Source organism: Acinetobacter ihumii (assembly GCF_900625095.1).
GTDB lineage: Bacteria > Pseudomonadota > Gammaproteobacteria > Pseudomonadales > Moraxellaceae > Acinetobacter > Acinetobacter ihumii.
Map to the genome: position 1 here is coordinate 1,750,234 of NZ_LR130760.1, position 25,161 is coordinate 1,775,394.

At 42.3% G+C, this 25,161-nt stretch carries 29 protein-coding genes and 1 pseudogene; 10 read left to right on the forward strand and 20 right to left on the reverse strand.

Translation table 11 applies throughout. The annotated features are described in order from the left end of the window. Positions 1-6: 6 nt before the first annotated feature. The 15 genes and pseudogenes from rplE to E0D95_RS08285 form a co-directional block, all read right to left on the reverse strand. Positions 7-543: a 50S ribosomal protein L5 gene (rplE, locus tag E0D95_RS08215; protein WP_130803408.1), complete on the reverse strand. Its 537-nt coding sequence runs from the start codon at positions 541-543 to the stop codon at positions 7-9. 15 nt (positions 544-558) lie between these two features. Further along, complete coding sequence (gene rplX / locus E0D95_RS08220) at positions 559-879, reverse strand: 50S ribosomal protein L24 (protein ID WP_130803409.1); 321 nt, start codon at positions 877-879, stop codon at positions 559-561. Between the two features lie 9 nt (positions 880-888). Then, on the reverse strand, positions 889-1,257 hold the full coding sequence (gene rplN, locus E0D95_RS08225; RefSeq protein ID WP_004924120.1) for a 50S ribosomal protein L14: 369 nt from the start codon (positions 1,255-1,257) through the stop codon (positions 889-891). Between the two features lie 90 nt (positions 1,258-1,347). Further along, entirely contained in the window at positions 1,348-1,605 is a 258-nt protein-coding gene (gene rpsQ / locus E0D95_RS08230) for a 30S ribosomal protein S17 (protein WP_004924117.1), read from the reverse strand. Then, positions 1,602-1,799 carry a 50S ribosomal protein L29 gene (gene rpmC / locus E0D95_RS08235; protein ID WP_000849927.1) on the reverse strand — a complete coding sequence of 66 codons (198 nt, stop codon included), beginning with the start codon at positions 1,797-1,799 and terminating at the stop codon, positions 1,602-1,604. The genes rpsQ and rpmC overlap by 4 nt, the downstream gene beginning before the upstream one ends. Further along, positions 1,799-2,212 carry a 50S ribosomal protein L16 gene (gene rplP / locus E0D95_RS08240; RefSeq protein ID WP_004985344.1) on the reverse strand — a complete coding sequence of 138 codons (414 nt, stop codon included), beginning with the start codon at positions 2,210-2,212 and terminating at the stop codon, positions 1,799-1,801. Before rplP ends, rpmC begins: the two co-directional genes overlap by 1 nt. Further along, positions 2,152-2,971: pseudogene (rpsC, locus tag E0D95_RS08245) on the reverse strand (30S ribosomal protein S3). Before rpsC ends, rplP begins: the two are co-directional and overlap by 61 nt. 1 nt (position 2,972) lies before the next feature. Next, entirely contained in the window at positions 2,973-3,302 is a 330-nt protein-coding gene (rplV, locus tag E0D95_RS08250) for a 50S ribosomal protein L22 (protein WP_004754247.1), read from the reverse strand. Between the two features lie 11 nt (positions 3,303-3,313). Continuing rightward, the gene (rpsS, locus tag E0D95_RS08255; protein WP_004678590.1) at positions 3,314-3,589 is read right to left on the reverse strand and encodes a 30S ribosomal protein S19; all 276 of its coding nucleotides are present in this window, start codon (positions 3,587-3,589) and stop codon (positions 3,314-3,316) included. 13 nt (positions 3,590-3,602) lie between these two features. Continuing rightward, the gene (gene rplB / locus E0D95_RS08260) at positions 3,603-4,427 is read right to left on the reverse strand and encodes a 50S ribosomal protein L2 (protein ID WP_130803410.1); all 825 of its coding nucleotides are present in this window, start codon (positions 4,425-4,427) and stop codon (positions 3,603-3,605) included. Between the two features lie 11 nt (positions 4,428-4,438). Further along, positions 4,439-4,759, reverse strand: coding sequence for a 50S ribosomal protein L23 (gene rplW / locus E0D95_RS08265; RefSeq protein ID WP_004985330.1), 321 nt, complete (start codon positions 4,757-4,759; stop codon positions 4,439-4,441). After that, a complete protein-coding gene (rplD, locus tag E0D95_RS08270) occupies positions 4,756-5,358 on the reverse strand; it encodes a 50S ribosomal protein L4 (protein WP_004985328.1) in 603 nt (200 codons plus the stop codon). The genes rplW and rplD overlap by 4 nt, the downstream gene beginning before the upstream one ends. Positions 5,359-5,369: 11 nt before the next feature. After that, positions 5,370-6,008 (reverse strand): 50S ribosomal protein L3, encoded by a 639-nt coding sequence (gene rplC, locus E0D95_RS08275; RefSeq protein WP_130803411.1) that lies wholly within the window; start codon positions 6,006-6,008, stop codon positions 5,370-5,372. Positions 6,009-6,067: 59 nt separating this feature from the next. Then, positions 6,068-6,379, reverse strand: coding sequence for a 30S ribosomal protein S10 (rpsJ, locus tag E0D95_RS08280; protein WP_004725677.1), 312 nt, complete (start codon positions 6,377-6,379; stop codon positions 6,068-6,070). Between the two features lie 238 nt (positions 6,380-6,617). Continuing rightward, positions 6,618-7,349 carry a type 1 glutamine amidotransferase gene (locus E0D95_RS08285; RefSeq protein ID WP_130803412.1) on the reverse strand — a complete coding sequence of 244 codons (732 nt, stop codon included), beginning with the start codon at positions 7,347-7,349 and terminating at the stop codon, positions 6,618-6,620. 168 nt (positions 7,350-7,517) lie between these two features. Here E0D95_RS08285 and E0D95_RS08290 point away from each other — a divergent pair, with 168 nt between their 5' ends. From E0D95_RS08290 to E0D95_RS08320, 7 genes are all read left to right on the forward strand, one after another. After that, the gene (locus E0D95_RS08290; RefSeq protein WP_130803413.1) at positions 7,518-8,714 is read left to right on the forward strand and encodes a PLP-dependent transferase; all 1,197 of its coding nucleotides are present in this window, start codon (positions 7,518-7,520) and stop codon (positions 8,712-8,714) included. Positions 8,715-8,731: 17 nt separating this feature from the next. Then, positions 8,732-10,282: a helicase HerA-like domain-containing protein gene (locus E0D95_RS08295; RefSeq protein WP_130803414.1), complete on the forward strand. Its 1,551-nt coding sequence runs from the start codon at positions 8,732-8,734 to the stop codon at positions 10,280-10,282. A gap of 322 nt (positions 10,283-10,604) precedes the next feature. After that, positions 10,605-11,504 carry a LysR family transcriptional regulator gene (locus E0D95_RS08300; protein ID WP_130803415.1) on the forward strand — a complete coding sequence of 300 codons (900 nt, stop codon included), beginning with the start codon at positions 10,605-10,607 and terminating at the stop codon, positions 11,502-11,504. A gap of 84 nt (positions 11,505-11,588) precedes the next feature. Beyond that, the gene (locus tag E0D95_RS08305; protein ID WP_130803416.1) at positions 11,589-12,356 is read left to right on the forward strand and encodes a globin domain-containing protein; all 768 of its coding nucleotides are present in this window, start codon (positions 11,589-11,591) and stop codon (positions 12,354-12,356) included. 113 nt (positions 12,357-12,469) lie between these two features. Further along, positions 12,470-12,910: an RrF2 family transcriptional regulator gene (locus E0D95_RS08310; RefSeq protein ID WP_130803417.1), complete on the forward strand. Its 441-nt coding sequence runs from the start codon at positions 12,470-12,472 to the stop codon at positions 12,908-12,910. 91 nt (positions 12,911-13,001) lie between these two features. Then, complete coding sequence (yihA, locus tag E0D95_RS08315; RefSeq protein ID WP_130803418.1) at positions 13,002-13,826, forward strand: ribosome biogenesis GTP-binding protein YihA/YsxC; 825 nt, start codon at positions 13,002-13,004, stop codon at positions 13,824-13,826. Between the two features lie 133 nt (positions 13,827-13,959). Further along, positions 13,960-14,904, forward strand: coding sequence for a metal-dependent hydrolase (locus tag E0D95_RS08320; protein ID WP_130803419.1), 945 nt, complete (start codon positions 13,960-13,962; stop codon positions 14,902-14,904). A 97-nt stretch (positions 14,905-15,001) separates the two neighbouring features. Here the strand turns inward: E0D95_RS08320 and E0D95_RS08325 are convergent, their stop codons facing one another. Both E0D95_RS08325 and E0D95_RS08330 read right to left on the reverse strand, forming a co-directional pair. Next, complete coding sequence (locus E0D95_RS08325) at positions 15,002-16,237, reverse strand: dicarboxylate/amino acid:cation symporter (protein WP_130804867.1); 1,236 nt, start codon at positions 16,235-16,237, stop codon at positions 15,002-15,004. 134 nt (positions 16,238-16,371) lie between these two features. After that, positions 16,372-17,247 carry an acyl-CoA thioesterase gene (locus E0D95_RS08330; protein WP_130803420.1) on the reverse strand — a complete coding sequence of 292 codons (876 nt, stop codon included), beginning with the start codon at positions 17,245-17,247 and terminating at the stop codon, positions 16,372-16,374. A gap of 283 nt (positions 17,248-17,530) precedes the next feature. On the opposite strand from E0D95_RS08330, the gene plsB reads away from it, so the two are divergent. Next, complete coding sequence (gene plsB, locus E0D95_RS08335) at positions 17,531-20,098, forward strand: glycerol-3-phosphate 1-O-acyltransferase PlsB (protein WP_130803421.1); 2,568 nt, start codon at positions 17,531-17,533, stop codon at positions 20,096-20,098. Positions 20,099-20,138: 40 nt separating this feature from the next. Here the strand turns inward: plsB and E0D95_RS08340 are convergent, their stop codons facing one another. Continuing rightward, positions 20,139-21,131 carry a putative solute-binding protein gene (locus tag E0D95_RS08340; protein WP_130804868.1) on the reverse strand — a complete coding sequence of 331 codons (993 nt, stop codon included), beginning with the start codon at positions 21,129-21,131 and terminating at the stop codon, positions 20,139-20,141. A 75-nt stretch (positions 21,132-21,206) separates the two neighbouring features. After that, positions 21,207-22,037, reverse strand: coding sequence for a Rossmann-fold NAD(P)-binding domain-containing protein (locus E0D95_RS08345; protein ID WP_130803422.1), 831 nt, complete (start codon positions 22,035-22,037; stop codon positions 21,207-21,209). A gap of 38 nt (positions 22,038-22,075) precedes the next feature. On the opposite strand from E0D95_RS08345, the gene recG reads away from it, so the two are divergent. Both recG and E0D95_RS08355 read left to right on the forward strand, forming a co-directional pair. After that, positions 22,076-24,121 carry an ATP-dependent DNA helicase RecG gene (gene recG, locus E0D95_RS08350; protein WP_130803423.1) on the forward strand — a complete coding sequence of 682 codons (2,046 nt, stop codon included), beginning with the start codon at positions 22,076-22,078 and terminating at the stop codon, positions 24,119-24,121. Continuing rightward, entirely contained in the window at positions 24,108-24,788 is a 681-nt protein-coding gene (locus E0D95_RS08355; RefSeq protein ID WP_130803424.1) for a ComF family protein, read from the forward strand. The genes recG and E0D95_RS08355 overlap by 14 nt, the downstream gene beginning before the upstream one ends. Here the strand turns inward: E0D95_RS08355 and E0D95_RS08360 are convergent. Then, positions 24,751-25,149 carry an NUDIX hydrolase gene (locus tag E0D95_RS08360; RefSeq protein WP_130803425.1) on the reverse strand — a complete coding sequence of 133 codons (399 nt, stop codon included), beginning with the start codon at positions 25,147-25,149 and terminating at the stop codon, positions 24,751-24,753. The genes E0D95_RS08355 and E0D95_RS08360 overlap by 38 nt on opposite strands. Between the last annotated feature and the right edge of the window lie 12 nt (positions 25,150-25,161).

Here is a 25,161-nt window from a genome sequence, read left to right on the forward strand (position 1 = left end):
GACCTCTTATTTGAACGGGAAGCCAAATGCACGCATAAGCGCACGGCCTTCGTCATCGGTGCGAGCAGTGGTAGTGATAGTAATATCCATACCACGAATACGATCAATCTTGTCAAAATCGATTTCAGGGAAAACGATTTGCTCTTTCAAGCCCATTGAGTAGTTACCACGACCGTCGAAAGATTTCGCTGAGAAACCACGGAAGTCACGGATACGAGGGATTGCGATTGAGATCAAACGGTCCAAGAATTCGTACATTTGTTCGCCACGTAAAGTCACTTTACAACCAATTGGCCAACCATCACGGATTTTGAAACCTGCGATTGATTTACGAGCAAGTGTAACTACTGGTTTTTGACCAGCAATTAGCGTCATGTCAGCAACAGCACCATCCAATAATTTCTTATCAGTTGCAGCTGCGCCTACACCCATGTTTAGGGTGATTTTTGTAATGCGAGGAATCTCCATTACATTCTTAACACTAAGTTCTTGTTGTAACTTAGCTTTAAGTTCTTCATTGTAACGTGTTTTAAGTCTGGCCATCGCCGTTTCAACCTATTACTTCGCTACCGCCACTGATTCACCATTTGACTTATAAACACGAGTTTTCGTGCCATTTTCGTCAATCTGGTAACCAACACGGTCAGCCTTTTGGGTTGTAGCATTAAAAATTGCCACGTTTGAGATATGAAGCGAAGCTTCCTGAGTAACAATACCGCCTTCAGCGCCAGTTACACGGTTCGGCTTTTGATGCTTCTTCACTAAGTTAAGGCCTTCAACCTTAACGCGGTCTTCAGAAACAGACAAAACAGTACCCTGTTTGCCTTTTTCTTTACCTGCGATCACGATAACCGTATCGCCTTTTTTAATCTTAGCCATGATTGCCTCTTATAGAACTTCAGGAGCCAATGAAATGATTTTCATGAACTGTTCAGTACGAAGTTCACGAGTCACTGGTCCGAAAATACGAGTGGCAATCGGAGCTTTATTGTTGTTTAACAATACAGCTGCATTGTCATCAAAACGGATCACAGAACCGTCTGGACGACGAATACCAAACTTAGTACGTACCACAACAGCATTCATTACGTCGCCCTTTTTAACACGGCCACGTGGAATTGCTTCTTTAACAGTAACTTTAATAATGTCGCCAACAGAAGCATAACGACGATGTGAACCACCTAGTACTTTAATACATTGTACGCGGCGTGCACCACTATTGTCTGCTACGTCGAGCATACTTTCGGTTTGAATCATTGCCCTACTCCAAAACCGAGCAACACCGGTCGCAATTTCGAAAGGCTCAAAGAGTACTCGAAATTGACCGATGATGCAACAAGAACGTAATTACTCAGCAGCTACTTCAACTACTTCCACTAAAGTCCAAGCTTTAGTTTTAGAAATTGGGCGGCTTTCTTTAATGGTCACTAGGTCGCCAAGTTTAGCAACGTTGTTCTCATCATGAGCGTGTAGTTTAGTTGAACGGCGGATTGATTTGCCATACAACGGGTGTTGAACGCGGCGTTCAATAAGTACAACAATAGACTTGTCCATTTTGTCGCTTACGACTTTGCCGGTTAACGTGCGGACTGTTTTTTCACTCATTGTCCGTTCCCCTGTTTTTCGGTAAGGAGTGTCTTAATACGAGCGATAGTTTTACGAGCAATTTGCACTTCGTGCGATTTACCCAATTGACCAGTCGCTTTCGCCATACGAAGACGGAATTGGTTAAGCTGTTGCTCATCAAGCAACGCTTTCAACTCTTCTACCGATTTTTCACGTAGATCTTTAGTTTTCATTACATTACCGTCCGAGTCACGATAGTGGTTTTAAACGGAAGTTTAGCAGCAGCAAGCTTAAACGCTTCAGTTGCTAATTCATCGTTCACACCTTCAATTTCGTACAGGATCTTACCTGGCTTGATCTCGCAAACCCAGTATTCCACATTACCTTTACCGTTACCCATACGAACTTCTAATGGCTTTTCGGTAATTGGTTTGTCCGGGAATACGCGGATGAAGATTTTACCACCACGCTTAATACGACGGCTAATAGTACGACGCGCAGCTTCAATCTGACGCGCAGTCATACGACCACGTTCAGTCGCTTTAATCGCAATCGAACCAAATGATACTGTACTACCACGATGCGCTAGACCAGTGTTACGGCCTTTGTGCATCTTACGGAATTTGGTACGTTTAGGTTGCAACATGGATTATTCTCCCTTGTCAGCAGCACGGTCATTACGACGTCCACGACGCTGTTCTTGACCTTCACCACGACCACGACCGCGTTTAGCTGGACGTTCTTCAGCAGGAGCAGGGTTCATGACTTGTTTCATGCCACCTAAAATCTCACCACGGAAAATCCAAACTTTAACACCAATCGTACCGTAAGTTGTTTCCGCACGCATAGTTGCATAATCGATGTCCGCACGAAGTGTATGCAAAGGTACACGACCTTCACGATACCACTCAGTACGTGCAATCTCTGCACCACCTAAACGGCCTGAAACTTCAACTTTGATACCTTTAGCACCAGCACGCATGGTGTTTTGTACCGCACGCTTCATTGCACGACGGAACATTACACGTTTTTCTAATTGAGAAGCGATAGCTTCAGCAACTAAACGCGCGTCTAAGTCTGGGCGATCGATTTCGTTGATGCTTACTTGCGCTGGAACACCCATAATATTGGTAAGTTCGCGCTGTAATTTTTCAATGTCTTCGCCTTTTTTACCGATCACGATACCAGGACGAGCAGTGCTAATTGTTACTTTAGCAGCACCTGTCGGACGTTCGATAAGAATATTGCTGACCATCGCGCTCTTAAGTTTTTTAGTCAAAAACTCACGAACTTGAAGATCTTTAAGCAAGTATTCAGCGTATTGCTTCGGATTCGCATACCAGTTAGCGTTATGACGTTTCACAACACCTAGGCGGATACCGATTGGATGAACCTTCTGACCCATATCAAACCCCTACCTTAACGGTGATGTGACAAGTACGCTTAGTAATACGATCTGCACGGCCTTTAGCACGTGGCATAATACGTTTAAGGCTAATGCCTTCATCAACGTAAATCGTAGAAACTTTAAGGTCGTCTACATCTAAACTGTTATTGTGTTCAGCATTTGCAATTGCAGATTCCAAAGCTTTTTTCACTAGAACCGCAGCTTTTTTGTTGCTGAAGTTTAAGATATTAAGCGCGTGAGCAACAGATTTGCCACGGATTAGGTCTGCAACCAAACGTGCCTTTTGTGCCGAGATAGCGGCACCGCGTAATTTAGCAGTTACTTCCATCATGACACCTATTAACGTTTAGATTTCTTGTCAACACCGTGACCACGATAGGTACGAGTTGGCGCGAATTCACCGAGTTTATGACCAACCATGTGCTCAGTAATAATAACTGGAACGTGGTTACGACCATTGTGAACAGAAATTGTTAAACCAACAAAATCTGGAAGAATCATTGAGCGACGAGACCAAGTTTTGATCGGCTTACGGTTGTTTGCAGCAATAGCAGCTTCAACCTTAGCGAACAAATGCGCGTCGACGAATGGACCTTTTTTTAATGAACGAGGCATTAGTCAGATTCCTTTACTTGACGCGACGGTCGCGGATAATCATCTTAGTCGTACGCTTATTGGTACGAGTCTTGTACCCTTTCGCTTTTTGACCCCATGGGCTTACAGGTTGGATACCTTTGTTACGCCCTTCACCACCACCGTGTGGATGGTCAACTGGGTTCATCGCCATACCACGAACGGTAGGACGAACACCACGCCAGCGCGCTGCACCAGCTTTACCCAATGAACGTAGGTTGCTTTCTTGGTTAGAAACTTCACCAATTACAGCACGGCATTCAACATGCACTTTACGCATTTCGCCTGAACGAAGACGAATAATCGCGTAAGAACCATCACGACCCAACAACTGAACTGATGTACCAGCAGAACGTGCAATTTGAGCACCTTTACCGATTTTAAGTTCAACGTTATGTAGTGTAGAACCGATAGGCATATTACGAAGTGGCAAGCAGTTACCTGGACGAATTGGAGCATCGTTACCAGATTGAACTTTATCACCCGCACGCACACCTTTAGGTGCAATGATGTAACGACGTTCACCATCAGCATATTTCAATAAAGCAATATGCGCTGTACGGTTAGGATCGTACTCAATGCGTTCTACAGTTGCAGGCACGCCATCTTTGTTACGTTTAAAGTCAACGATACGGTAGTTTTGCTTGTGTCCACCACCAACGTGACGAGTCGTAATGTGACCGTTGTTATTACGACCACCAGTACGTTTTTTAGCTTCAACCAACGGTGCATAAGGCGCGCCTTTGTGAAGATGGTCATGAACCACTTTCTCTACAAAGCGACGTCCTGGAGACGTTGGCTTACATTTTTGAATCGGCATAATTTTCGTCCTTATTCCGCTGCGCTTTCAGCGGTATCGCCCAAGTCAGCCATTTCAACATCTTGGCCAGCTTTCAGGGTGACGTATGCTTTTTTAACATCAGAACGACGTCCTAATGTTTTACCAAAGCGCTTAGTCTTACCTTTAGTAATAGTTGTGTTAACTTTAACAACTTCTACACCAAATAGTTGTTCTACTGCTTTTTTGACTTCAAGCTTAGTTGCATTAATATCAACTTTAAATACTTGAACACCAGCAGTATCACCTAAAACTTGTGCCTTTTCTGAGAAGACCGGTCCTTTTAGGACTTGATAGATACGTTCGTTGTTCATCCGAGTTCTACCTCAATTTTCTTAGCAGCAGCTACAGACATGACAACTTTATCAAACGCGATCAAGCTAACAGGATCGATTGCAGCAGCATCAACCACATCAACGTGTGGAAGGTTACGTGCAGCAAGATATAAGTTCTCATCTACAGCATCAGTCACGATAAGTGCACGAGCTGCATTCAAGTCGTTAAGTTTTGCAAGCAATTCTTTAGTTTTAGGAGCAGCAACAGCAAACTCTTCAACCAATACCAGACGATCCTGACGAACAAGTTCAGCAAGGATACATTGCATTGCACCGCGGTACATTTTGCGGTTTACTTTTTGAGACCAGTCTTGTGGACGTGCAGCAAAAGTTTTACCACCGCCAACCCAGATTGGGCTACGAATAGAACCAGCACGAGCGCGGCCAGTACCTTTTTGACGGAATGGCTTTTTACCACCACCAGATACTTCAGCACGTGATTTTTGAGCACGTGTACCTTGACGGCCACCAGCTAAATAAGCTGTAACCACTTGGTGTACAAGCGCTTCATTAAATTCACGTCCGAAAGCAACTTCAGACAACTCAACAGCAGAGCCGGAAACAGTTTTTAAATTCACGTTATTTCCCCTCAGGCCTTGATCGTAGGACGAACGATAACGTCGCCACCAGTAGCACCAGGAATCGCACCTTTAACAACAAGAACTGAACGCTCTGTGTCGATAGATACAATTTCAAGACCTTGTACTGTTACGCGTTCATCACCTAGGTGACCGGCCATTTTTTTGCCTTTGAACACGCGTCCAGGAGTTTGGTTTTGACCTGTAGAACCTAAAACACGGTGAGAAACTGAGTTACCGTGAGTCGCGTCTTGGGTACGGAAGTTCCAACGCTTAACACCACCTTGGAAACCTTTACCTTTTGATTGACCAGTAACGTCAACAACTTGACCTACTGTGAACAAATCAACACCAATTGTGCCGCCAACTTCACGACCTTCAAGCTCAGCTTCAGTTACGCGAAACTCTTTAACCAAACGACCAGCAGCAACACCCGCTTTCGCAAAGTGACCTTTCTGAGCATTTGTTACGCGAGATTCACGACGTTCGCCAGTTGTAACTTGAACCGCTTGATAACCATCAGTTTCAAGCGTTTTAATTTGAGTGATACGGTTAGGATCAACCTCAATCACTGTAACAGGCACAGAGACGCCGGCATCTGTAAAGATACGGGTCATACCGCACTTGCGGCCGACTAAACCAATAGCCATGTGTGTAACCTCTAAAAAAGCAGCTTAATTAATGCCAGGCACTAATTAACCCGAAAGCCTTAACCCAATGCGATCTGAACATCAACACCAGCCGCAAGATCTAATTTCATCAACGCATCAACAGTTTTATCTGTTGGTTGAACGATATCGATCAAACGTTTGTAGGTGCGGATTTCGTACTGATCACGCGCATCTTTGTTAACGTGCGGTGAAGTAAGAACGTTGAAGCGTTCGATGCGAGTAGGCATCGGGATTGGACCACACACTTGTGCGCCAGTACGCTTAGCGGTTTCTACGATCTCTTGAGAAGATTGATCAATCAGACGATGATCAAAAGACTTCAAACGGATACGGATTCTCTGGTTAGACATACCAGTAAACTCCAAGCCAAAATATATAAAGAATCACCCTTGACGCATCTCACCTATTGGTAAGTGTCAAAGGCAGTGAAAATCACTAAGGTCACGATCGATGCCGCGACTGTCATGCATTTACTCCGATTTTACGCAGTAAACGACCTCACAATTTGAGGGTCGCCCATTATAGCGACTGTTTAACTCTTATGCAATTCGATTTAATGGCAAATAAAGAAAAAGACGCGTTTTGTAGTTAAGAGGCGTTCAATACATATTCGATTGCTTGATTCAGCAATTGATTTCCTTCATTGAAATTGATTTTTTTTGATTTTTTAAGTACCACGGGTGATTGCACATATTCTCCTTCAAAAATAGATACTTGTTCATCATCTTCTAAAAATAACTCCAGTGTTTCAGGTGTCATTTCAGGATGGAACTGGAAACCCAGAACATTATTGCCGATTTGATACATCTGGTTACGACAAACGCTATTTTCTGCAAGATGAATCGCACCTTTTGGAATTTCAAAGGTTTCACTATGCCATTGCATCACTTTAAAATATTCTGGCAATGGAAAACAATGCGGAGGAACTTGCGGTACGCGATGCACCGTCGTCCAGCCTAATTCCTGAAAAGTATTACGACTCACCGCAGCACCCAATGCGTTGGCAATCATTTGTCCACCCAGACATAGTCCAATGGCAGGCTTTCCTGCTGCCAGATAACGTCTGAGCCAGCGTTTTTCAATTTTTAACCATGGGAAGTTCGCTTCATCATTCACACTCATAGTACCCCCCATAATGATTAATAAATCGACATCTTCAATACGAGGTAATGCTTCAATTTCCAGTGGCAAATCGACGGGCAATGCAAAAAACTCTGTTGCTGTGATTTTTGCCTGATGTGCTTTTAAAAAATCATAACAACTCCCGAATCCTTCACCGGCAATATGCTGAAAATAATGCACTTTTAAATGCGACTTCATGCACTCAAAACCTATATTCTTGTTGGTATTAATTAAGTCTTAGCAAAAATGAAGCCAACTTTAACTGAGAATGAAAGTTGTAAAGAAATACTCACAAAAATAATCTTAAACTAGCCGAAACGATTTATTTTTTTTACTCTAAGTGTGAATCCATTCGATGATTGCACCATGACTGACAATAAAGAAACGCAGACGCGCTTAATTCATGCCCCAAGAAACGCCCCTCAATATATTCAAACGATTCAACCTCCCTTGTTTCGTGCATCTACCATTATTTTTAAAACCACAACGCACCTTTTTGATCGTCACTGGAGCGATCCTTATGATTATAGTTATGGCACACACGGTACGCCAACCACGTACACGCTAGGTGACCAGCTTGCGCAACTTGAAGGAGGAACTTATTGTTTACTTGCGCCTAGCGGTTTGTCTGCAATTAATCTGGTCAATTCCACTTTTTTAAGTCACGGTGATGAGGTTTGGGTTCCTGATAATATTTACGGACCAAACATGGAACATCTTCGAAATTTGCAGCAGCGTTATGGCATCAGTGTCAAAGTGTATGATGCGCTTGATGTCTCTAGCTTTACTCCTTCTGTCAAAGCAAAATTACTTTGGCTGGAAGCCGCAGGCTCAGTGACGCTTGAATTTCCCGACCTCAAAAATCTGGTCAAAAAAGCACAACAAGCCAATGTATTGACTGCCCTAGACAATACATGGGGCGCTGGACTGGCGTTTAATGCCTTTGATTTCTCTGATGAACATTTGTCCGTCGATCTAACTGTGCATGCATTAACCAAATATCCAAGCGGTGGTGGCGACATTTTAATGGGAAGTGTCATTAGCCGTGACCAAACACTCCATCATCAACTGTTTAAAATGCATGCCACGCAGGGTATTTGTGTTTCAGGAGATGATACCGCACAGATTATCCGCAGTTTGCCACATATGCGCTTACGCTATCAGCAACAAGCGCAGAATGCTCAAGAGATATTGACTTGGTTAAAGCAACAGCCTGAGTTTATGCAAGTGTTGCATCCAGCCGATGCCAGCAGCCCCGGGCACTGTTATTGGAAAGAAACCTGTCTGGAGGGTCAAAGTGCGGGACTGCTCAGTGTGATTTTTGATCCAAAATATGATTTGGCTGCAATCCGCCGTTTTTGTGATGGGCTGAAATTATTTAAATTGGGCTTTAGTTGGGGCGGCCCTGTGAGTTTGGTCATGCTTTATGATTTAAAGCCTATGCGAGTATTGCCAAATACACATTTACAACAGGGCTTGCTGGTTCGCTTTTGCGTAGGACTAGAATCTGCGCAAGATTTAATACAAGATATCCAAAATGCACTCCAACAAATTGAAAAGTGATAAGAATAGGAAAAAGTATGGGTACACCAATTGTCATTGCTAAAAAAACCACTGATATCCATCAGGATATTGTTTTACATTCAGAGTTTGCCAATCGTCACGGGTTGATTGCAGGTGCAACGGGAACAGGCAAAACCATCACCTTAAAAGTCATGGCTGAAAATTTTTCCCGTATTGGCGTTCCTGTTTTTTTAGCCGATGCCAAAGGGGATGTATCCAGTATTGCCAAAGCAGGGAGTGACAATCCAAAATTTGATGCACGTATTCAATCGTTAGGCATAGACAGTATTGCTTTTGCAGCCTCACCGACCATTTTTTGGGATTTATTTGGTGAACAAGGCCATCCGATTCGTACCACAGTCTCTGAAATTGGTCCGCTACTTTTAGCACAAATGCTGAATTTAAATGATACACAGGAAGGTGTGCTTTCTGCGGTATTTCGAATTGCTGATGATCAAGGCTTATTGCTGGTGGATTTTAAAGATTTAAAAGCCATGCTCAGTTATGTCAGTGAAAATGCTGCTGATTTAAAAGCAGAATATGGCAATTTATCCCCTGCTAGCTTAGGTGCCATCCAGCGTAATTTACTGGCTTTGGGTGATCAGGGCGGTGAACAGTTTTTTGGTGAACCCAGTTTAAATATTTTAGATTTTATCCAGACCGATAGCAATGGTCATGGCTACATCAATCTATTAGCTGCTGATAAATTGATGAATACCCCCAAACTCTATGCGACTTTTTTACTGTGGATGCTTTCGGAGTTGTTTGAACAACTACCTGAAGTTGGTGATTTAGACAAACCGAAACTAGTGTTTTTCTTTGATGAAGCACATTTGTTATTTGACAATGCCAGCCCTGCCCTACAGCAAAAAATTGAGCAAGTCGTTCGGCTGATTCGCTCCAAAGGCGTGGGGATTTATTTTATTAGCCAAAATCCACTCGATATACCAGAAGCAGTGTTAGGACAACTGGGCAATCGTGTTCAACATGCCTTACGTGCATTTACCCCCAAAGATCAAAAAGCAGTTAAGACCGCAGCCGAGACCTTTCGTGCTAATCCTGAATTTAAAGTCGACCAAGCCATTACTGAACTTGCAGTGGGTGAAGCACTGATTAGCTTTTTAGATGAACAAGGTACGCCGCAGATTGTAGAACGTGGCTGGATAATGCCGCCCTATTCGGCATTTAGTCCATTAAGTCCTGAAGAACGCAAGGCATTTATGCAGCAGAGTATTGTGGCAGGTGTTTATGAACAAGCCGTTGATCGGGATAGTGCTTATGAAATGCTACAACGAAAAGTCAGCGAAAATGCGAATCAGCAACAACTAGAAGCTCAAGCTGCTGAACAAGCCAAACAACAGGAAGCTTTTGCAAAACAACAAGCCAAAGAACAGGAACGTCTAGCACGAGAACAGCAAAAAGCCGATGAAAAAGCGCAACGAGAACGAGACAAACTGACGCAGGACGTGATTGGCACTTTTGCGAAAAGTGCTGCGCGAAGTCTAGGCGGCCCGACAGGACAAAAAATTGTTCGCGGCTTATTGGGTTCTTTGTTTGGTAAACGCTAACTCATTATTTATTAGACAGTAGGCTTCTTTAAACTTAAAGCACAAAGCTTTTCATTAAAGGTGCCTATTGACTTTGATTATTTTGTTTTAACCGATCAATCAGTCTATGTATTGAAGCGCAGCCTCATTAGATGCCTGTCGATACGTCTTGAATACGGATCTGTCATATTGATTCGCGAGTAAAAAAATCATGAGTATTAAAGCCATAACTAAAATTTTATTGCGCATGCAATTGTCCTAACATTTTCTTAGGATTTAGCATATAAAAACTATTTGATCTGATCTAATATAGAAAAATCGCCTACCTATCTTATTTTTAGATATGTCTACTTTAAAGCAATTCCACTATTTCATAACTATCGTAGAAACTGGAAGTTTCAGTGCCGCGTCAGCACAATTATTTATTGCTCAATCCGCTTTAAGTAGACAAATTATGTTGTTAGAAGATGAACTTGGCTTTTTAATTTTTGATCGGAGTGAGAAAAAAATAAAGTTAACTACTGCTGGCGATCAATTTTATCGAGATATCAAGAAACAACTTTCTGCCCTTCATAATACAATTCTCTCTGCCCAGAATCTGGCTAAAGGTAAAGGACGTATCTTTAGAATTGCACATTCGAGTAGCGTCATACTCAATAAGGAAAAACTAAATCTATTTAAGCAGTTATGTGTTCAACATCAAATCGAGATTGAGATTGAAACGCTGGCTTCAGAATTACAAATTGAAGCGATCGAAAATGGTAGCCTCGATATCGGATTTATCCGTCCACCTGTTTTAACTTCTCTCGAAAAACTAAATCATCAGATAATTTACAGCAGTCAACTTTGTGTTGCGATGTGCATGGAACAGGAACAATTCAACCCTCAAAAAGTGAAGCTAACTGATTTAAAAGATGTTCCTTTTGTTTCAATTCCACATGATGAGCGCGGAGGCTTAAGTTATCTCGCTGCCAATTTATGTTTAAGTCATGGTTTTTCACCAAAACCCGCCTTCATTCGTTCTAGAAAAATTAGCCAATTACAGTTAGTTTCTCAAAATCTGGGCATATGCATTGTCCCCCAAGACTTTGAAAGTGTACTTCCTCACAACGTCCGTTTAATTGAACTCGACAATGAACCCTATTTTTCTTCTGTGGTGTTGTTGTGGAAGAAAGAAACTGATCCGCTACTTGAGCAGTGTGTTGACCATATACTCAAATATTTTTCCGATTCAAAGGTTTGAATGAAAGAGTTAAAGATATATTGCAAATACACTTTATAAAATGTATTTTAAATATATCTTATAAGCCAGATCACAGGTCTCGCCATGACACCACAACAAATCGAACTCGTAAAATCAACTGTCCCTGTACTACGCGAACACGGCGTGACGCTCACCAGTTACTTTTATCATCGCATGCTCAATAATCATCCTGAGTTGAAAAATGTGTTTAATCTGGATCATCAAACGACAGGACGTCAACCACGTGCCCTAGCCGCAGCAGTTTTAGCTTATGCAGAATTTATTGAAACACCTGAAAAATTAGCCAAAGCAGTTGAACATATAACAAACAAACATGTCAGCCTGAATATTCAACCCGAACAATATGCAATTGTGGGTGAAAACTTATTGCACTCGATCAGTGAAGTTTTAAATGTTCCCTTTGAATCGGATTTAATCGAAGCATGGAAGCAGGCATATTTAAAATTAGCGGATATTTTGATTGGGGTTGAACAACAAAAATATGATCAGTTGGCTGCACAAAATGGTGGTTGGGCGGGCTGGCGTAATTTTAAGATTGTTTCAATTGAACAACAGCCTGAAGGTAAATTTTTCATCATTTCCGCAGCCGATCAGCAGCTCATTCCTGTTGCAAAATCTGGTGAATACATCTCGGTCAAAGTGCATGTTCCAGCTAAAGGTATTGATCAGCCCCAACAATTTATATTTAGCTCGGTTCAAGACACAGCTCAACAATATGGTTTCTTGGTCAAATCACAACCTGAACATAGCGAGTACGATGTCGCCAATATTCTGTTAACTCACTATCGAGTGGGTGACGAATTGGCTGTTTCTGCCCCACTCAAGGGCTAAGCTGAATGCATAGAGACTCCTGAAGTCAGCTTTGATTGATGCAGGTCTGGAGTTTCCTTCGGGAAACTTTCAGGCTAAGATGATCTTGATAGATTTCTGGTATTTAGCTCAACATGCAACTCAATAAATTTACCGATTATGCTTTACGTATATTAATGTACATTTCACGCCCCCATGAAATGCCATATACCATTGCAGAAATCGCCCAGGATTTGCATGTGTCTCAAAATCATTTGGTCAAAATTGTACATTTTATGGGAAAACAAAAATGGATTTTAACCACGCGTGGGAAAGGTGGTGGGATCCGATTAAACCCTCAAACACTCGAATTAACATTGGGTCATCTTGTGCGTATTTTACAAGGGGATCAACAAATCGTGGAATGTCATAATCCTCCCTGTGTTTTACGCGTAAATTGTGGCTTAAAAGGAATTTTGGATCAGGCGTTACACAGCTTTTATCAGTCACTTGATCAATATACGCTGGCAGATGCTTTAGCCACACCTGCCACTTTTTCAACTCATTCTCCAATTGAATTGCTCAATATAAATTGATAGCTTGAACGTGTTGATTTTAAAATTCGCGTGAATCGATCTCATCCTTTATAATGTGTTTTGTATCTTCACATTGTAAAAGTTAAGCTCTATGCATCGCTATGCGAAATCCAAAGACACCAAGGCCAAACTCGCACCCAAACAAAAAATTAGTTATGAGAAAAAGGCTGATCCTGCAATTACTGAATATGCAGTGAAATCCCTGAATTGGCTGCGTAAAGCTGAGTTTCTAATGAGTGCACCCAAGCTCGCACTCTGTGTTGAAGATACAGGCTATGAAATTGCCTTTGCTGGTCGCTCTAATGCCGGAAAGTCAAGTGCCATCAACACTTTAACCAATCAAAAACAACTGGCTCGTGCATCAAAAAAACCGGGACGCACCCAGATGATTAACTTTTTTAGTCTGGGCAATCCTAATCAACGTCTGGTCGATTTACCCGGTTACGGTTATGCCGCCGTTCCTGAAGATATGAAACGAGTCTGGCAAAAAGAATTAGAAAATTACTTGATCCATCGCCAAAGTTTACAAGGTTTGGTATTGCTCATGGATATTCGCCATCCGTTACAGCATTTCGACACCATGATGCTGGAATGGGCACATTCGCGTAAACTGTTTGTGCATATCTTATTGACCAAAGCAGACAAATTAAATCGTGGGCCTGCCAATAAAGCCTTGTTAGACGTTAAACAACAACTCAAGAAAATGAAACTGAATTTTTCGATTCAGTTATTTTCATCCTTAAATAAACAAGGTTTGGAAGAACTCGCCAGCGTGATGGCAGGACGTTTAAATTACACGCTAGACCATGAGCCAGAATTTGATTTAACCCAGATTGCAGAAGCCAGTGAAGATGATGTGGATGATGATCTTGCCACTGACCTAGAGAATCATGAGATTGATCAAAAAATAGATTAATCCAACTGAATTTGTATCATTTCATCACCTATTGACAATGGAATGTCCCGTATTGCAAAGAAAAATACAGGGGCATTTTTTATACTCAAAAAAACAGCCAATCGTTCTCAGATGAACGTCTTAAGGTAAACCTATGAGTATTTTGTCTTTTTTAAAGCGTCAATTGCCTGGCTCTTCCATTGATTATCGTATTCAGCCACGTAAAGTAAAATTTGACTGGAAAGAAACCCCTGTTGATTGGATTCCCGAGCAGCCTTTTGCCAGTTATTTCATCAATGAAATTAATAATATTTTGCCCGCAGGCGAGTTCTGGTTTTGTCGTTTATATAACAAAGTCCTTCCGCAAATTAGCGATGAAAAATTAAAACAGGATGTGCAGGCGTTTATTCGTCAGGAAGCCATGCATGCCAATGCCCATACCTCAGCAAATAAAGAATATCTATCCGCGCGCCAGATCGATATTCAACGTAACTTAGACATTATGAATTTTTTATTCACTAAGCTACTTGCTGATCAGCCACTGGATTATGAAGTTCCTAAAGTACTGGAAAAACAATGGGACTTATTTCGTTTAGGCGTCATTGCTACGGTAGAACATATGACCTGTGTACTGGGGAAATATGCACTTTATAATGAAAAATGGCATGCATTGGGTGCTGACCCTGAAATGATCGACCTGATCAAATGGCACGGCGCAGAAGAAATAGAACATCGTACGGTGGCTTTTGATTTATATCGCCATTTGGGTGGCGGCTATATTGCGCGTTATTATTTGAGTGTGATTGTGATTGCAGTGGTGCTTGGTTTATGGGTGGATGGCGCTGCTCATATTATGAAACAAGACCCACGTTTTGCAGATAAAAATCCAAGTTTATGGCGACCTTGGGTCTGGTTGGAATGGTATAAACAAGGGCGAAAAGACAACCAGATTTTACCAAATCCAATCTGGTTAGTCGCACAGCAAATTGATTATTTAATGCCATGGTATGATCCAGTCAAAGAAGGAAGCACTGAAGATGCGGTTCGCTATCTGAATCAGTCACCTGCGGCAAAACGTGCATTACTCAACGCAGCATAACACCGCAAAACTTCATCTTCACAGAAGCAAAAGTGATACATCGCTTTTGCTTTTTTGATTGAAGTGAACTACAACTCATTTTTTATGTTTGATGGATTTAATCTATGTCCTTGGCTTGGGTATAGCGGTCGACCACCACACTAATCATCATATCCCCTTGTACATTGACTACAGTACGCACGGTATCCAAAAGACGATCTATCGGCAGTAAAATCGCAATTGCCTCAGCAGGCAAGCCTACTGACTGTAATACCATGATCATAGTCACCATGCCCGCACTCGGAATGCCAGGTGCTCCGAGTGATGCAATCATCGCAGTCAAACACACGATCAGTTGCTGAGTCAGGGTTAAATCCATTCCAACTAAATTGGCAATAAATAAAGCGGCGGCGGCTTCGTAAAGTGCCGTCCCATCCATGTTGAGTTGTGTGCCAAGCGGAATTACGAAGCCCGCCGTTTGGGGACGAACTTTCAGGTTTTCCTGAGCACATTTCATACTGAGTGGCATGGTGGCTGAACTGGAACTGGTGGCGAAAGCTGTAATCAGTGCCAAACGTGTTCCTTTAAAAAAGGTCACTGGATTCATTTTGCCAAATATCCAGAGTAATAGCGGCAAGACCACTGCACCATGGAAAATCGTAGTTCCCGTGACCACTAAGGCAAATTCAGCCAGACTCCCTAAAATTTTTAAATCTTCAGTTGCAATCAACTTAGCAAGTAAAGCCAAAATCCCCAACGGAGCGAGCTTCATAACCCAACCCACCAGCATCATCATAATGTCAAAAAATTGAAGACTCAGCACACGCACAGACTGAAAACGATCTCCACCTTTAATCAGAGCTGCCCCGACAAATAAGGCGAATACCACCACGGCCAGCACATTGCCATCACTAAATGCTTTGAATGGATTAATCAGGGTATTTTGAATAAAATTAGTAAAAAAAGCTGAAGGCGATAACTGATCTGGGGCTTGATGATTACTCATGGCATCGCTAAAAATAGAGATGTCCATGCCTTTACCAACCCCAAACAAGTGCGCACAGCTAATCCCCAAAATCAGTGCCAAGGTTGTAGTGGTCAAACAGCACAGCGCGGTAATTTTCCAAACTCGTCCAAATTGACCACTGGCTTGTAAATTAGAAACGCCAACCACAATCGAAGAAAAAATTAGAGGAATGAGCAGCATTTTTAGCAAGCCAATAAAAATGCTACTCACGATGCCCAAGCCATAAATACTATGATCAAAAAAAGCCGTGTCTGGGTAAAGATTTAATAAACAACCAAAGGCAATACCCAATATCGCTGCAACTAGAATCTGCGTGTTTAAACTCATCATGATCGTTTCATGTTTTTTGATTTTTTTCACTATGACACGAGTTATATTCAGAATCGAATTATTTTTTTAAGCAATCGACTTATCAAAAATCTAAAAGCCGCATGATTGCGGCTTAAAATGTTTAAATTCAATTATTGGTTGTTGGCAATTTCACGCAGTCGTATCAACCCTTCTTGCGTCGTACTACAAACCAACTGACCATGTTGCCACATGCGACCAAAATTTAGTCCACGCGAATTAGCGGTAACTGTGGCTTCCATATCGTAGAGCATCCACTCATCCGCCCGTACAGCACGATGGAAATAAATCGCATGATCGATACTTGCACATTGCAGACTAGGAGAAATATAGCTTAAACCATGCGGCTTTAAAGACGTCGTCATTAAAGTAAAGTCTGAATAGAACGCGACAATCGCCTGATGTAAAGACTGATCATCCAGATGTTCAGGAATACGGTCATGGGTTCTTAAATAATGGGCATTGCTTGGTGCTTGTGGCTGCGGTTGAAACGGATTGATCGGATCAATCGGACGGATTTCAACATGTCGATCACGCATAAAACTGGCACGTACATTTTCAGGTAGAAAATTGACCAAGCCTTCTTTCAGTTCATTTTCTGATTTGAGCTCTTCGGGTGCCGGATAGTCAGGTTCTTCAGGCTGATAATTTAAACCATCCTCTGGATAGGCAAAAGACACCATTGCAGAAAAAATCTTACGTCCATGCTGAATGGCATGCACCTGCCGACTGGCGAAACTACGTCCGTCACGCAATGGCTCCACTTCATAAATAATCGGTGCATTGACATCACCCCCGTAGAGGAAATAAGCATGTAGCGAATGCGCAGGACGATCTGTTGTATAAGATGCAGCACGTAGAGCTTGCCCCAGAACCTGTCCACCGAATACGCGTTTACCTACCAGATTTCGGCTCATACCGCGGTATAAATTCTCTTCAAGCTTTTCAAGGGATAAAAGCTCGACCAGCTCCTGAGTCAATGTATTCATGGGCTACCTATTAAAATGTCGGCAATTTAAAATCGATATAACTGCGAACTATAGAACAAATTTAGTGTATTTTTCCATAAATTCAGAGCATCACGATATAGATTTGCTGACTATCATGTCACATTTTTAAATTGCCATTCGTATTAAAAATACGTTTTTTAACGATAAACACTGGCGTAGTTCATTCAATTATCAGAAAATAGCCCATTGTTTTTCACATCAATTCGCAAACGCATTTTCCATCCCAGCCGATGGATGCATTGTTGTATGAGTAGGAGTTGTTATGGCCAAGCGTGGTTTCGGTCAAATGTATCGACGCATGTCGAGTAAATTGCTTGACCTCGTGGTAACACCACATGTTCTTGGGGAAGTTCCTTCTGAGCCCACTGCAACCGAAACGGCTGAGCCTACAGCACCGCACAAAATCGTTTGCTACGTATTACAGAATTATTCACGCAGCAATGCTTTGGTCATTGATGGTGAAACACGACGTTTACAGCTCAAACCTGCCTTAGACCCGTTGGTGGTGGGCGAGCATCGTGAAAAAGCATCGGTGTTGTTTTTGCAACATCATGATGAAAAAAATTTACTCAATCCGCCGCCGCATGCCTTTCCACCGCGCTTATTACGTTTAATTGAATTTTTGGATCATCATCCCGAATATGACATTGAACTGGTGCCTGTGACGGTACTGTGGGGTCGTTCTCCTGATAAAGAAGACTCATGGTTTAAGCTATTATTTACTGACACATGGGCCACCCCAAGCAAGGTTAAACAGTTGGTCAATATTGGTTTGCATGGTCGTCAAACCTATGTCGAGTTTCATGAGCCACAATCCTTGCGTCAACTGGTGAATTACGCCACGACGCATTATCCAAATTTATCGCCAGCGACCTATATTGTCAGCACCTTAAATGACTATCTGGATGGTCAGCGTGAAGTGGTTTTAGGGCCTGACTTGTCAGACCGCCGTAATGTGATGGAATCTCTGATCAAATCACGTGATGTACAAGACGCCATTCGCCGTGAAAGTATTCGCGGCAAAGTCAGTATGCTGGAAGCAGAACGCCGTGCGATTGGTTATTTAAATGAAATCGTCTCGGATTATTCTTATTCCGCGGTGCGTTTTGCCGATATGGCACTGACCCGTTTATGGACACAACTGTATGACGGTGTCGATGTACATAACTTCAGTACGGTGCGTGAGCTAGCCAAAGATTACGAAATTATTTACACACCATGTCACCGTAGTCATATCGACTATTTACTGTTGTCTTATGTGATTTATCGTCGTGGTTTGATGGTGCCTTATATTGCAGCAGGCGATAACCTGAACTTACCTTTTGTTGGGCAGTTATTGCGTGGTGGTGGTGCGTTCTTTATACGTCGATCATTTCGTGGCAATGCACTATATACTTCTGTATTTAAAGAATATTTATACAGCATTTTGGCGCGCAATACGCCGTTAGAATATTTTATTGAAGGTGGACGTTCACGTACTGGGCGCTTGCTGCCACCGAAAACAGGGATGCTCGCGATGACCGTACATAGCCATTTGCGTGGTCGTGCCAAACCGATTGTTTTTGTACCGACCTATATTGGTTATGAACGTTTAATGGAAGGTTCTACCTATGTCGGGGAAATGCAGGGCAAACCGAAAGAAGCAGAATCGATCTTTGGTATTGTTAAAACTTTACGCAAAATTGAGCGTATTTTCGGTAAAGTGCATGTCAATTTTGGTGAACCTGTTTTTCTGGATGATGTACTTAAAGCGCACGGCGCAGATCAGATCAAAATTGAAAAAAATGATGATCCTATTCCGCCACAAGTGTCAGATGCCATTAACAGTTCAGCACATGCCATTTTGGAAAATATCAACCGTGCGGTGGTCATCAATCCAGTTTCCTTATTGTCGCTCATTTTACTGGCGACTCCAAAACATACGCTGGATGAAGAGCTGTGCATTAAACAATTAGATGCTTATCGTCATTTAATTAGCACATTACCTTATGATGAACGTGTTCAAGTCACTCCTCTTTCTGGTAAAGAAATCATTGCTTATGGCTTAAAACTGAAACTGATTAAGCGCGTACAACATGTGTTAGGTGATATTATTGCGATTGAAGACAATCAAGCTGTGTTATTGACCTATTTCCGCAATAATATTCTGCATGCCTTTGTATTACCTTCATTGATTGCTGCGTTGGTTGAACACAATGGTAAAATTAGTCAGAAAAATCTGATTAATGTCATTCATACTTTATATCCATTCTTACAAGCTGAACTCTTCTTAAAATGGAAACCAGAACAACTGCAAGAACAGATTCGTCAGTATGCTGAGGCGTTGGTGAAGGCCAAGTTGATTGAACAAAATCATGAAGGCGACCTGATCAGTCCAGCACCTAATTCAGAAGACCATAATCAATTGGTCATTTTAGCTGCACCAGTCAAACAAAGTCTGGAACGTTACTACATGACGCTGGCACTGATTGCCCAACGTGGTTCAGGCAATATTTCGGTTAGACAAGTTGAAGATTTAAGTCATTTACTCGGTCAGCGTTTATCCGTGTTATATGAGTTTAATTCACCCGAATTTTTTGACAAATCCTTATTCCAGAGCTTTATTAAAGTCCTGACTCAACAAGGTTATATTTGCACCAATGAACAAGGCGCGATTGAGTTTGAACGTAATTTTAGCAATATGGCAGAAGGTGCCAAACTGGTGCTAGATGAGGCAACGCTGCAAATGTTGCAACACATTACCACTTTTAATGATGACGAGCTGAAAGCCGCACTTGATGCAGTGGCATCGCAGCAAGCCAAACGCCGCCTAAAACGTAAAAAAGCTTAATTCGACTTTTCAATTTAAATGGCAACTTCGGTTGCCATTTTTATGACCATGTCTGACACTCAAAATATTGAGGTTCATCTTTACAACGTAATTTTTTAATCAGTTTAACAAAGCGTGGATCGTAAAAATAATTCTTTGAATACTGATTTCTAACTCTGGCAATGACGACATCATACGCTTGTCTTTCCGAAGCAGAAACGTCCATCCAGTAATAAGCAGGCAAACGATTTTCCCAGCGTATCACCTGCCCAATCATAACCCCCGCTTGCTCTGAAAACCACTGACGTAAATGAGTGCCAAAGTTTGCCGGATATTCAGCCGAGCGAATCACTATGTTTAAACCCGCATATACCACTGGAAAATTGATCACACGTGTCGATTCGCCAAATTCTTTTTTCAGGTTATAAGGCAATAAACCATAAATAGGAATAGGCAGGATATCGACCTGATTGTTTTTAAAAGACTGGATTGCAGTATCAAGATTCAAGGCAACAGGTTGAGCGCGTACACTACGCACTAGAGCACTTTGCGGTGCCAGTTCAGACAAAACCCCAATTTTCTTATTTTTCAGATCAGTTACTTTATAAATGGTCGGGGTTTTCAGCATCATATACGCCATGCCTAATGGAATAAATCCAGCTACTTCATATTCACCCTGTCGCATTGCCTGACGTAGCGCGGGTTGATCCAGCAACTGAATAAAATTTTGTGCAGTTCTATTATTGGAAATAAAGCCTACCCCTGCTGTACTTCCCATAAATGCATTATAAGATCGTGTATGGAAATTGGTTGCCACCAAACCTGAACATTTTTTTTGTTGAAATTGAGCAAGGCTCTCCGCTTCACGCTGATAAACTTTAAACTGTAAATTCACCTGATCACGTTGTGCCTGAAGTGCCACATCCTTTAAACGACGCGTAATATCGCCCTGTACACCTGCTGGATCATAGACACACCATGTGGTGTCCACTGCCGCAAATGATGACTGGATTCCCCCGAATAAAAACACACTGGCCAACATTTTTTTATACATCATTTCATATCTTCCACTGATCCATTTAAATTCAGTTTTGTTATACAGTGATCCATATTTTTCAGTTTAATTAAATTATTCACTTTGACTATGTTGTTTTAAACACATCAGGTAGTCATTAAAGCAAATAGGGTGCTGGAGCTGAAACCCCGTTTGCATCATTCGTGTCGCATACAGCTGTTTTCCTGAGAGCTTATGGCTATTCAGTTGTAGCAATGGCAACTGTAACTGCTGTTGAAACCACACTATTAGCTCATGCAAGGGCAACGGATGATTATTGCTGACAATATATGAAGGACTTACTTGCTTTGCATGGGCTAAATAAGCCAGAAACCTTGCCAAATCATGGATATGAATTCGGTTACTATAATGAATATCAGGATAGTACTGTGTGTCCTTCGCCAGTTTAATTAAACGTGCAACAGATGTGCCATAAATCCCAGAGGGTCGAATAATGACGGTCTGCTCAGGATATAACGCCTGCCACTTGAGCTCCATGCCACGCAAAATTTGCCCTTGTTCATCACTGGGCTGAATCCCTGAATCATCATCGATTTTTTCGCCTTGATGTTCGCCATATACGCGGGTGGAAGACACCACAATGATCCGTTGCACAGGATGGGCTTTTAAAGCGCGTGCAATCGGTTCAATCGAATCCAGATAAGTCCGTTGATATTGCGCTATCCCACTTTGGGACGGTGCCAATACAATATAGACCAGATCAATCGGTGCAAGATGATCCAATTGAAGCGAATGAACATCCTGACTCAGATGCTGTGCAAATACATCACGTTTCGGGCTACGACTAATTGTGGTAATTTGATCAGATTCAGTCACATCCTGTTCAAATAAATATTGGGCAACACGTTGAGATGTTTTACCATAGCCAATAAATAAAATATGCATGCATGATCCTGATGATGCGGATTGTGATGTGGAGAAATATGACTTCAGTCCAGCAACTACAAGGTGTAGGCGCAGCCGCAGCAACACTTCTTGAAAAGCTTCATATCTTTACGACAGATGACTTACTTTTTCATCTGCCTCGTGATTACGAAGATCGTAGCACGCGTATTCCTATGAACCAACTGGTAGTAGGGCGTAGTTATTTACTTGAAGGCGAAGTTAAATCGCTGGAGTTTCCGCCCGGTAAACGTAAATCTTTGGCCGCTTTGCTTCAGGATGATTATGGTAAAGTCACCTTACGCTTTTATCATATTTATAAAAACCTGACTGATAAACTGAAAAGCGGACAACGTTTGCGCGTGTTTGGAGAGGTTCGCGTCGGTGCACGTGGTCTGGAACTTTATCATCCTGAAATTGAAGTGGTGACTCAGCAGCAAAGCTTACCCAAAACCCAACTGACTGCAATTTATCCAAGCACCGAAGGCCTGACACAGCCTAAACTACGAGAATACGTTAGACAGGCGTTGAAGCAATACAGCGACCATTTACCTGAACTATTGCCTGAACAATATACCAATGGTTATGCCCTTAAACAGGCCCTACACTATATTCATGAACCACCTGTCGATGCCAATATGCAACAATTGGCGCAAGGTTCACATCCTGCACAGCAGCGTCTGATTTTTGAAGAATTAGTGGCCCATCAGGTCAGTTTACTCACTCGACGCGCGTACATCCGACAAATTGCATCGCCCAGCTTTAGTGCCAGTCAAACCTTAGCAAAAGCCTTATTGGCTGGACTCCCGTTTGCAATGACACAAGCACAAAAAAGAGTTTCAAAAGAAATCCTCACCGATTTAAAACAAAAACAACCGATGTTACGTTTAGTACAAGGTGATGTCGGAGCAGGTAAAACTTTGGTTGCTGCTGTGGCCGCATGTCATGCGCTAGAAGCTGGATGGCAAGTCGCACTGATGGCACCGACTGAAATCTTGGCAGAGCAACACTATTTAAATTTTAAGCGCTGGTTTGAACCATTAGGTATTGAAGTGGCATGGCTTTCAGGCAAACAAAAAGGCAAAGCACGCGCGCTGGCAGAACAACAAATTAAAAACGGAACTGCACAATTGGTGGTTGGCACACACGCATTGTTTCAAGACAATGTTGAATTTGCTCAATTAGGACTGGTGATTATTGATGAGCAACACCGTTTTGGTGTGGATCAACGGCTGGCACTTAGAAATAAAGGAAGTGATCAACTCACGCCGCATCAATTGGTCATGACGGCCACCCCAATTCCTCGCACCCTAGCAATGAGTGCCTATGGTGATCTGGATACATCGATTATTGATGAATTACCGCCGGGTCGTACCCCAATTCAAACTGTGACTATTCCACTGGATCGGCGTGAACAAGTACTTACTCGTATTGCCAGTAATTGTGCGGAAGGTAAACAAGCGTATTGGGTCTGTACATTGGTCGAACAGTCTGAAACCTTAGATGCACAGGCGGCTGAGGCAACTTATCAGGAGATGAAACAACGCTTTCCTGAGCTCAATATTGGACTGGTGCATGGCAAAATGAAAGCCGATGAAAAGCAAAGCGTGATGCAGGCTTTTAAAGACAATCAATTACAACTGCTTATTGCCACTACTGTCATTGAAGTAGGAGTCGATGTTCCAAATGCCTCAATCATGGTCATTGAAAATGCAGAGCGGCTCGGACTTTCCCAGTTACATCAATTACGTGGTCGAGTGGGACGCGGTGCAACTGCCAGTTTTTGTGCCCTACTGTATAAAACACCGCTGTCGCAAAATGGACATGAACGTTTGTCCATTTTAAGAGAAAGCAATGATGGCTTTGTGATTGCAGAAAAAGATCTGGAAATTCGTGGTCCGGGAGAGCTACTCGGCACCAAACAAACAGGAGATATGGGGTTTCGGGTGGCTCGCTTGGAGCGAGATGATCATTTGCTGACACAGGCACATTATGTCGCGCAGCAAGTACTTACTCATTATCCAGCGCAGGCAGAGGCTTTGCTCAAACGCTGGCTACCAGAAGCACCACGCTATGCCTATGTATAATCTGTTTAAAGGCTCTGTACATAGCCTTAAACAACGTCTTTTGCCATGTCGTCTTTGCGAATCCAGCCCACGCCTGAAACATTATTTACTTTGTCAAAATTGTTGGCAGAACCTGCCATGGCTCAAACAAAATATTCAACGCCATGAACAAAGCATCATGGTGGCGTGTCATTATCAATATCCAATCGATCGAATCTTGCAGCAATTTAAATATGAGCAACAACTGCATTATCAGCCACTCTTAAAACAACTAGTGGATCAGCTTCAACTCCCCAAAGTACATGCCATTGTGCCTATGCCGATCTCGGAAGCACGATTAATTGAACGTGGTTATAATCAGTCTTTGTTGTTGGCTCAGCAATTGAGCAAAAAACTAAAGGTGCCTGTATGGCAACCTGTCCAAAGACAGCAGCAACATTCACAAAAAGGACTCAATCGGCTGGAACGAATTGAGGGCATCGAACAACAATTTATCCTGCCCCATCGTCCTAAACTCCGCTATCGCAAAGTCTTGATTATTGACGATGTGGTGACCACAGGCAGCTCCATTCATGCATTGGCTCAGGTGTTACGGCAAATCGGCTGTCAACATATCTATGCCTGTTGCGTTGCGGCGGCACAACAGCACGTCAGTAGTATGCTAAATGTTGATGACACCACGGAATAACCACTTCGCGAGTTAGAGGAGCCAAAGCTGTTACGTTATCGTCCAATGTAACCCATTTCATTTCAGCAATTTCAGCCGCAATTTTGGGCTGTTGCTGTAACTGAATCAGATAAAGGTAACTGATCAGCAGATGATCAGGCTCATTGGCTGTCGGCGTTTCAAATCGACCAATAAACTGTTCAATCTGAATGTCACAACCAATTTCTTCTTTAATTTCTCTAATCATGGTTTGTTCAGGGGGTTCATTCTCTTCCAATTTGCCACCCACCTGCATGAATACTCGCGTATTTTGCTTACGCACCACCAGCAATTCGTGGGCTTCATTTAAAATAATAGCAGCCGCTACAGTAATGATATTCACATTCTTCTCAAT

Bases quoted from the DNA above. Each gene is read 5' to 3' on its own strand.
- rplE (WP_130803408.1), bottom strand. From the start codon at position 543: ATGGCCAGACTTAAAACACGTTACAATGAAGAACTTAAAGCTAAGTTA.
- rplX (WP_130803409.1), bottom strand. From the start codon at position 879: ATGGCTAAGATTAAAAAAGGCGATACGGTTATCGTGATCGCAGGTAAA.
- rplN (WP_004924120.1), bottom strand. From the start codon at position 1,257: ATGATTCAAACCGAAAGTATGCTCGACGTAGCAGACAATAGTGGTGCA.
- rpsQ (WP_004924117.1), bottom strand. From the start codon at position 1,605: ATGAGTGAAAAAACAGTCCGCACGTTAACCGGCAAAGTCGTAAGCGAC.
- rpmC (WP_000849927.1), bottom strand. From the start codon at position 1,799: ATGAAAACTAAAGATCTACGTGAAAAATCGGTAGAAGAGTTGAAAGCG.
- rplP (WP_004985344.1), bottom strand. From the start codon at position 2,212: ATGTTGCAACCTAAACGTACCAAATTCCGTAAGATGCACAAAGGCCGT.
- rplV (WP_004754247.1), bottom strand. From the start codon at position 3,302: ATGGAAGTAACTGCTAAATTACGCGGTGCCGCTATCTCGGCACAAAAG.
- rpsS (WP_004678590.1), bottom strand. From the start codon at position 3,589: ATGCCTCGTTCATTAAAAAAAGGTCCATTCGTCGACGCGCATTTGTTC.
- rplB (WP_130803410.1), bottom strand. From the start codon at position 4,427: ATGCCGATTCAAAAATGTAAGCCAACGTCTCCAGGACGTCGCTTTGTA.
- rplW (WP_004985330.1), bottom strand. From the start codon at position 4,759: ATGAACAACGAACGTATCTATCAAGTCCTAAAAGGACCGGTCTTCTCA.
- rplC (WP_130803411.1), bottom strand. From the start codon at position 6,008: ATGGCTATTGGTTTAGTCGGCCGCAAGTGCGGTATGACCCGTATCTTT.
- rpsJ (WP_004725677.1), bottom strand. From the start codon at position 6,379: ATGTCTAACCAGAGAATCCGTATCCGTTTGAAGTCTTTTGATCATCGT.
- E0D95_RS08285 (WP_130803412.1), bottom strand. From the start codon at position 7,349: ATGAAGTCGCATTTAAAAGTGCATTATTTTCAGCATATTGCCGGTGAA.
- E0D95_RS08290 (WP_130803413.1), top strand. From the start codon at position 7,518: ATGACTGACAATAAAGAAACGCAGACGCGCTTAATTCATGCCCCAAGA.
- E0D95_RS08295 (WP_130803414.1), top strand. From the start codon at position 8,732: ATGGGTACACCAATTGTCATTGCTAAAAAAACCACTGATATCCATCAG.
- E0D95_RS08300 (WP_130803415.1), top strand. From the start codon at position 10,605: ATGTCTACTTTAAAGCAATTCCACTATTTCATAACTATCGTAGAAACT.
- E0D95_RS08305 (WP_130803416.1), top strand. From the start codon at position 11,589: ATGACACCACAACAAATCGAACTCGTAAAATCAACTGTCCCTGTACTA.
- E0D95_RS08310 (WP_130803417.1), top strand. From the start codon at position 12,470: ATGCAACTCAATAAATTTACCGATTATGCTTTACGTATATTAATGTAC.
- yihA (WP_130803418.1), top strand. From the start codon at position 13,002: ATGCATCGCTATGCGAAATCCAAAGACACCAAGGCCAAACTCGCACCC.
- E0D95_RS08320 (WP_130803419.1), top strand. From the start codon at position 13,960: ATGAGTATTTTGTCTTTTTTAAAGCGTCAATTGCCTGGCTCTTCCATT.
- E0D95_RS08325 (WP_130804867.1), bottom strand. From the start codon at position 16,237: ATGAGTTTAAACACGCAGATTCTAGTTGCAGCGATATTGGGTATTGCC.
- E0D95_RS08330 (WP_130803420.1), bottom strand. From the start codon at position 17,247: ATGAATACATTGACTCAGGAGCTGGTCGAGCTTTTATCCCTTGAAAAG.
- plsB (WP_130803421.1), top strand. From the start codon at position 17,531: ATGGCCAAGCGTGGTTTCGGTCAAATGTATCGACGCATGTCGAGTAAA.
- E0D95_RS08340 (WP_130804868.1), bottom strand. From the start codon at position 21,131: ATGTATAAAAAAATGTTGGCCAGTGTGTTTTTATTCGGGGGAATCCAG.
- E0D95_RS08345 (WP_130803422.1), bottom strand. From the start codon at position 22,037: ATGCATATTTTATTTATTGGCTATGGTAAAACATCTCAACGTGTTGCC.
- recG (WP_130803423.1), top strand. From the start codon at position 22,076: ATGACTTCAGTCCAGCAACTACAAGGTGTAGGCGCAGCCGCAGCAACA.
- E0D95_RS08355 (WP_130803424.1), top strand. From the start codon at position 24,108: ATGCCTATGTATAATCTGTTTAAAGGCTCTGTACATAGCCTTAAACAA.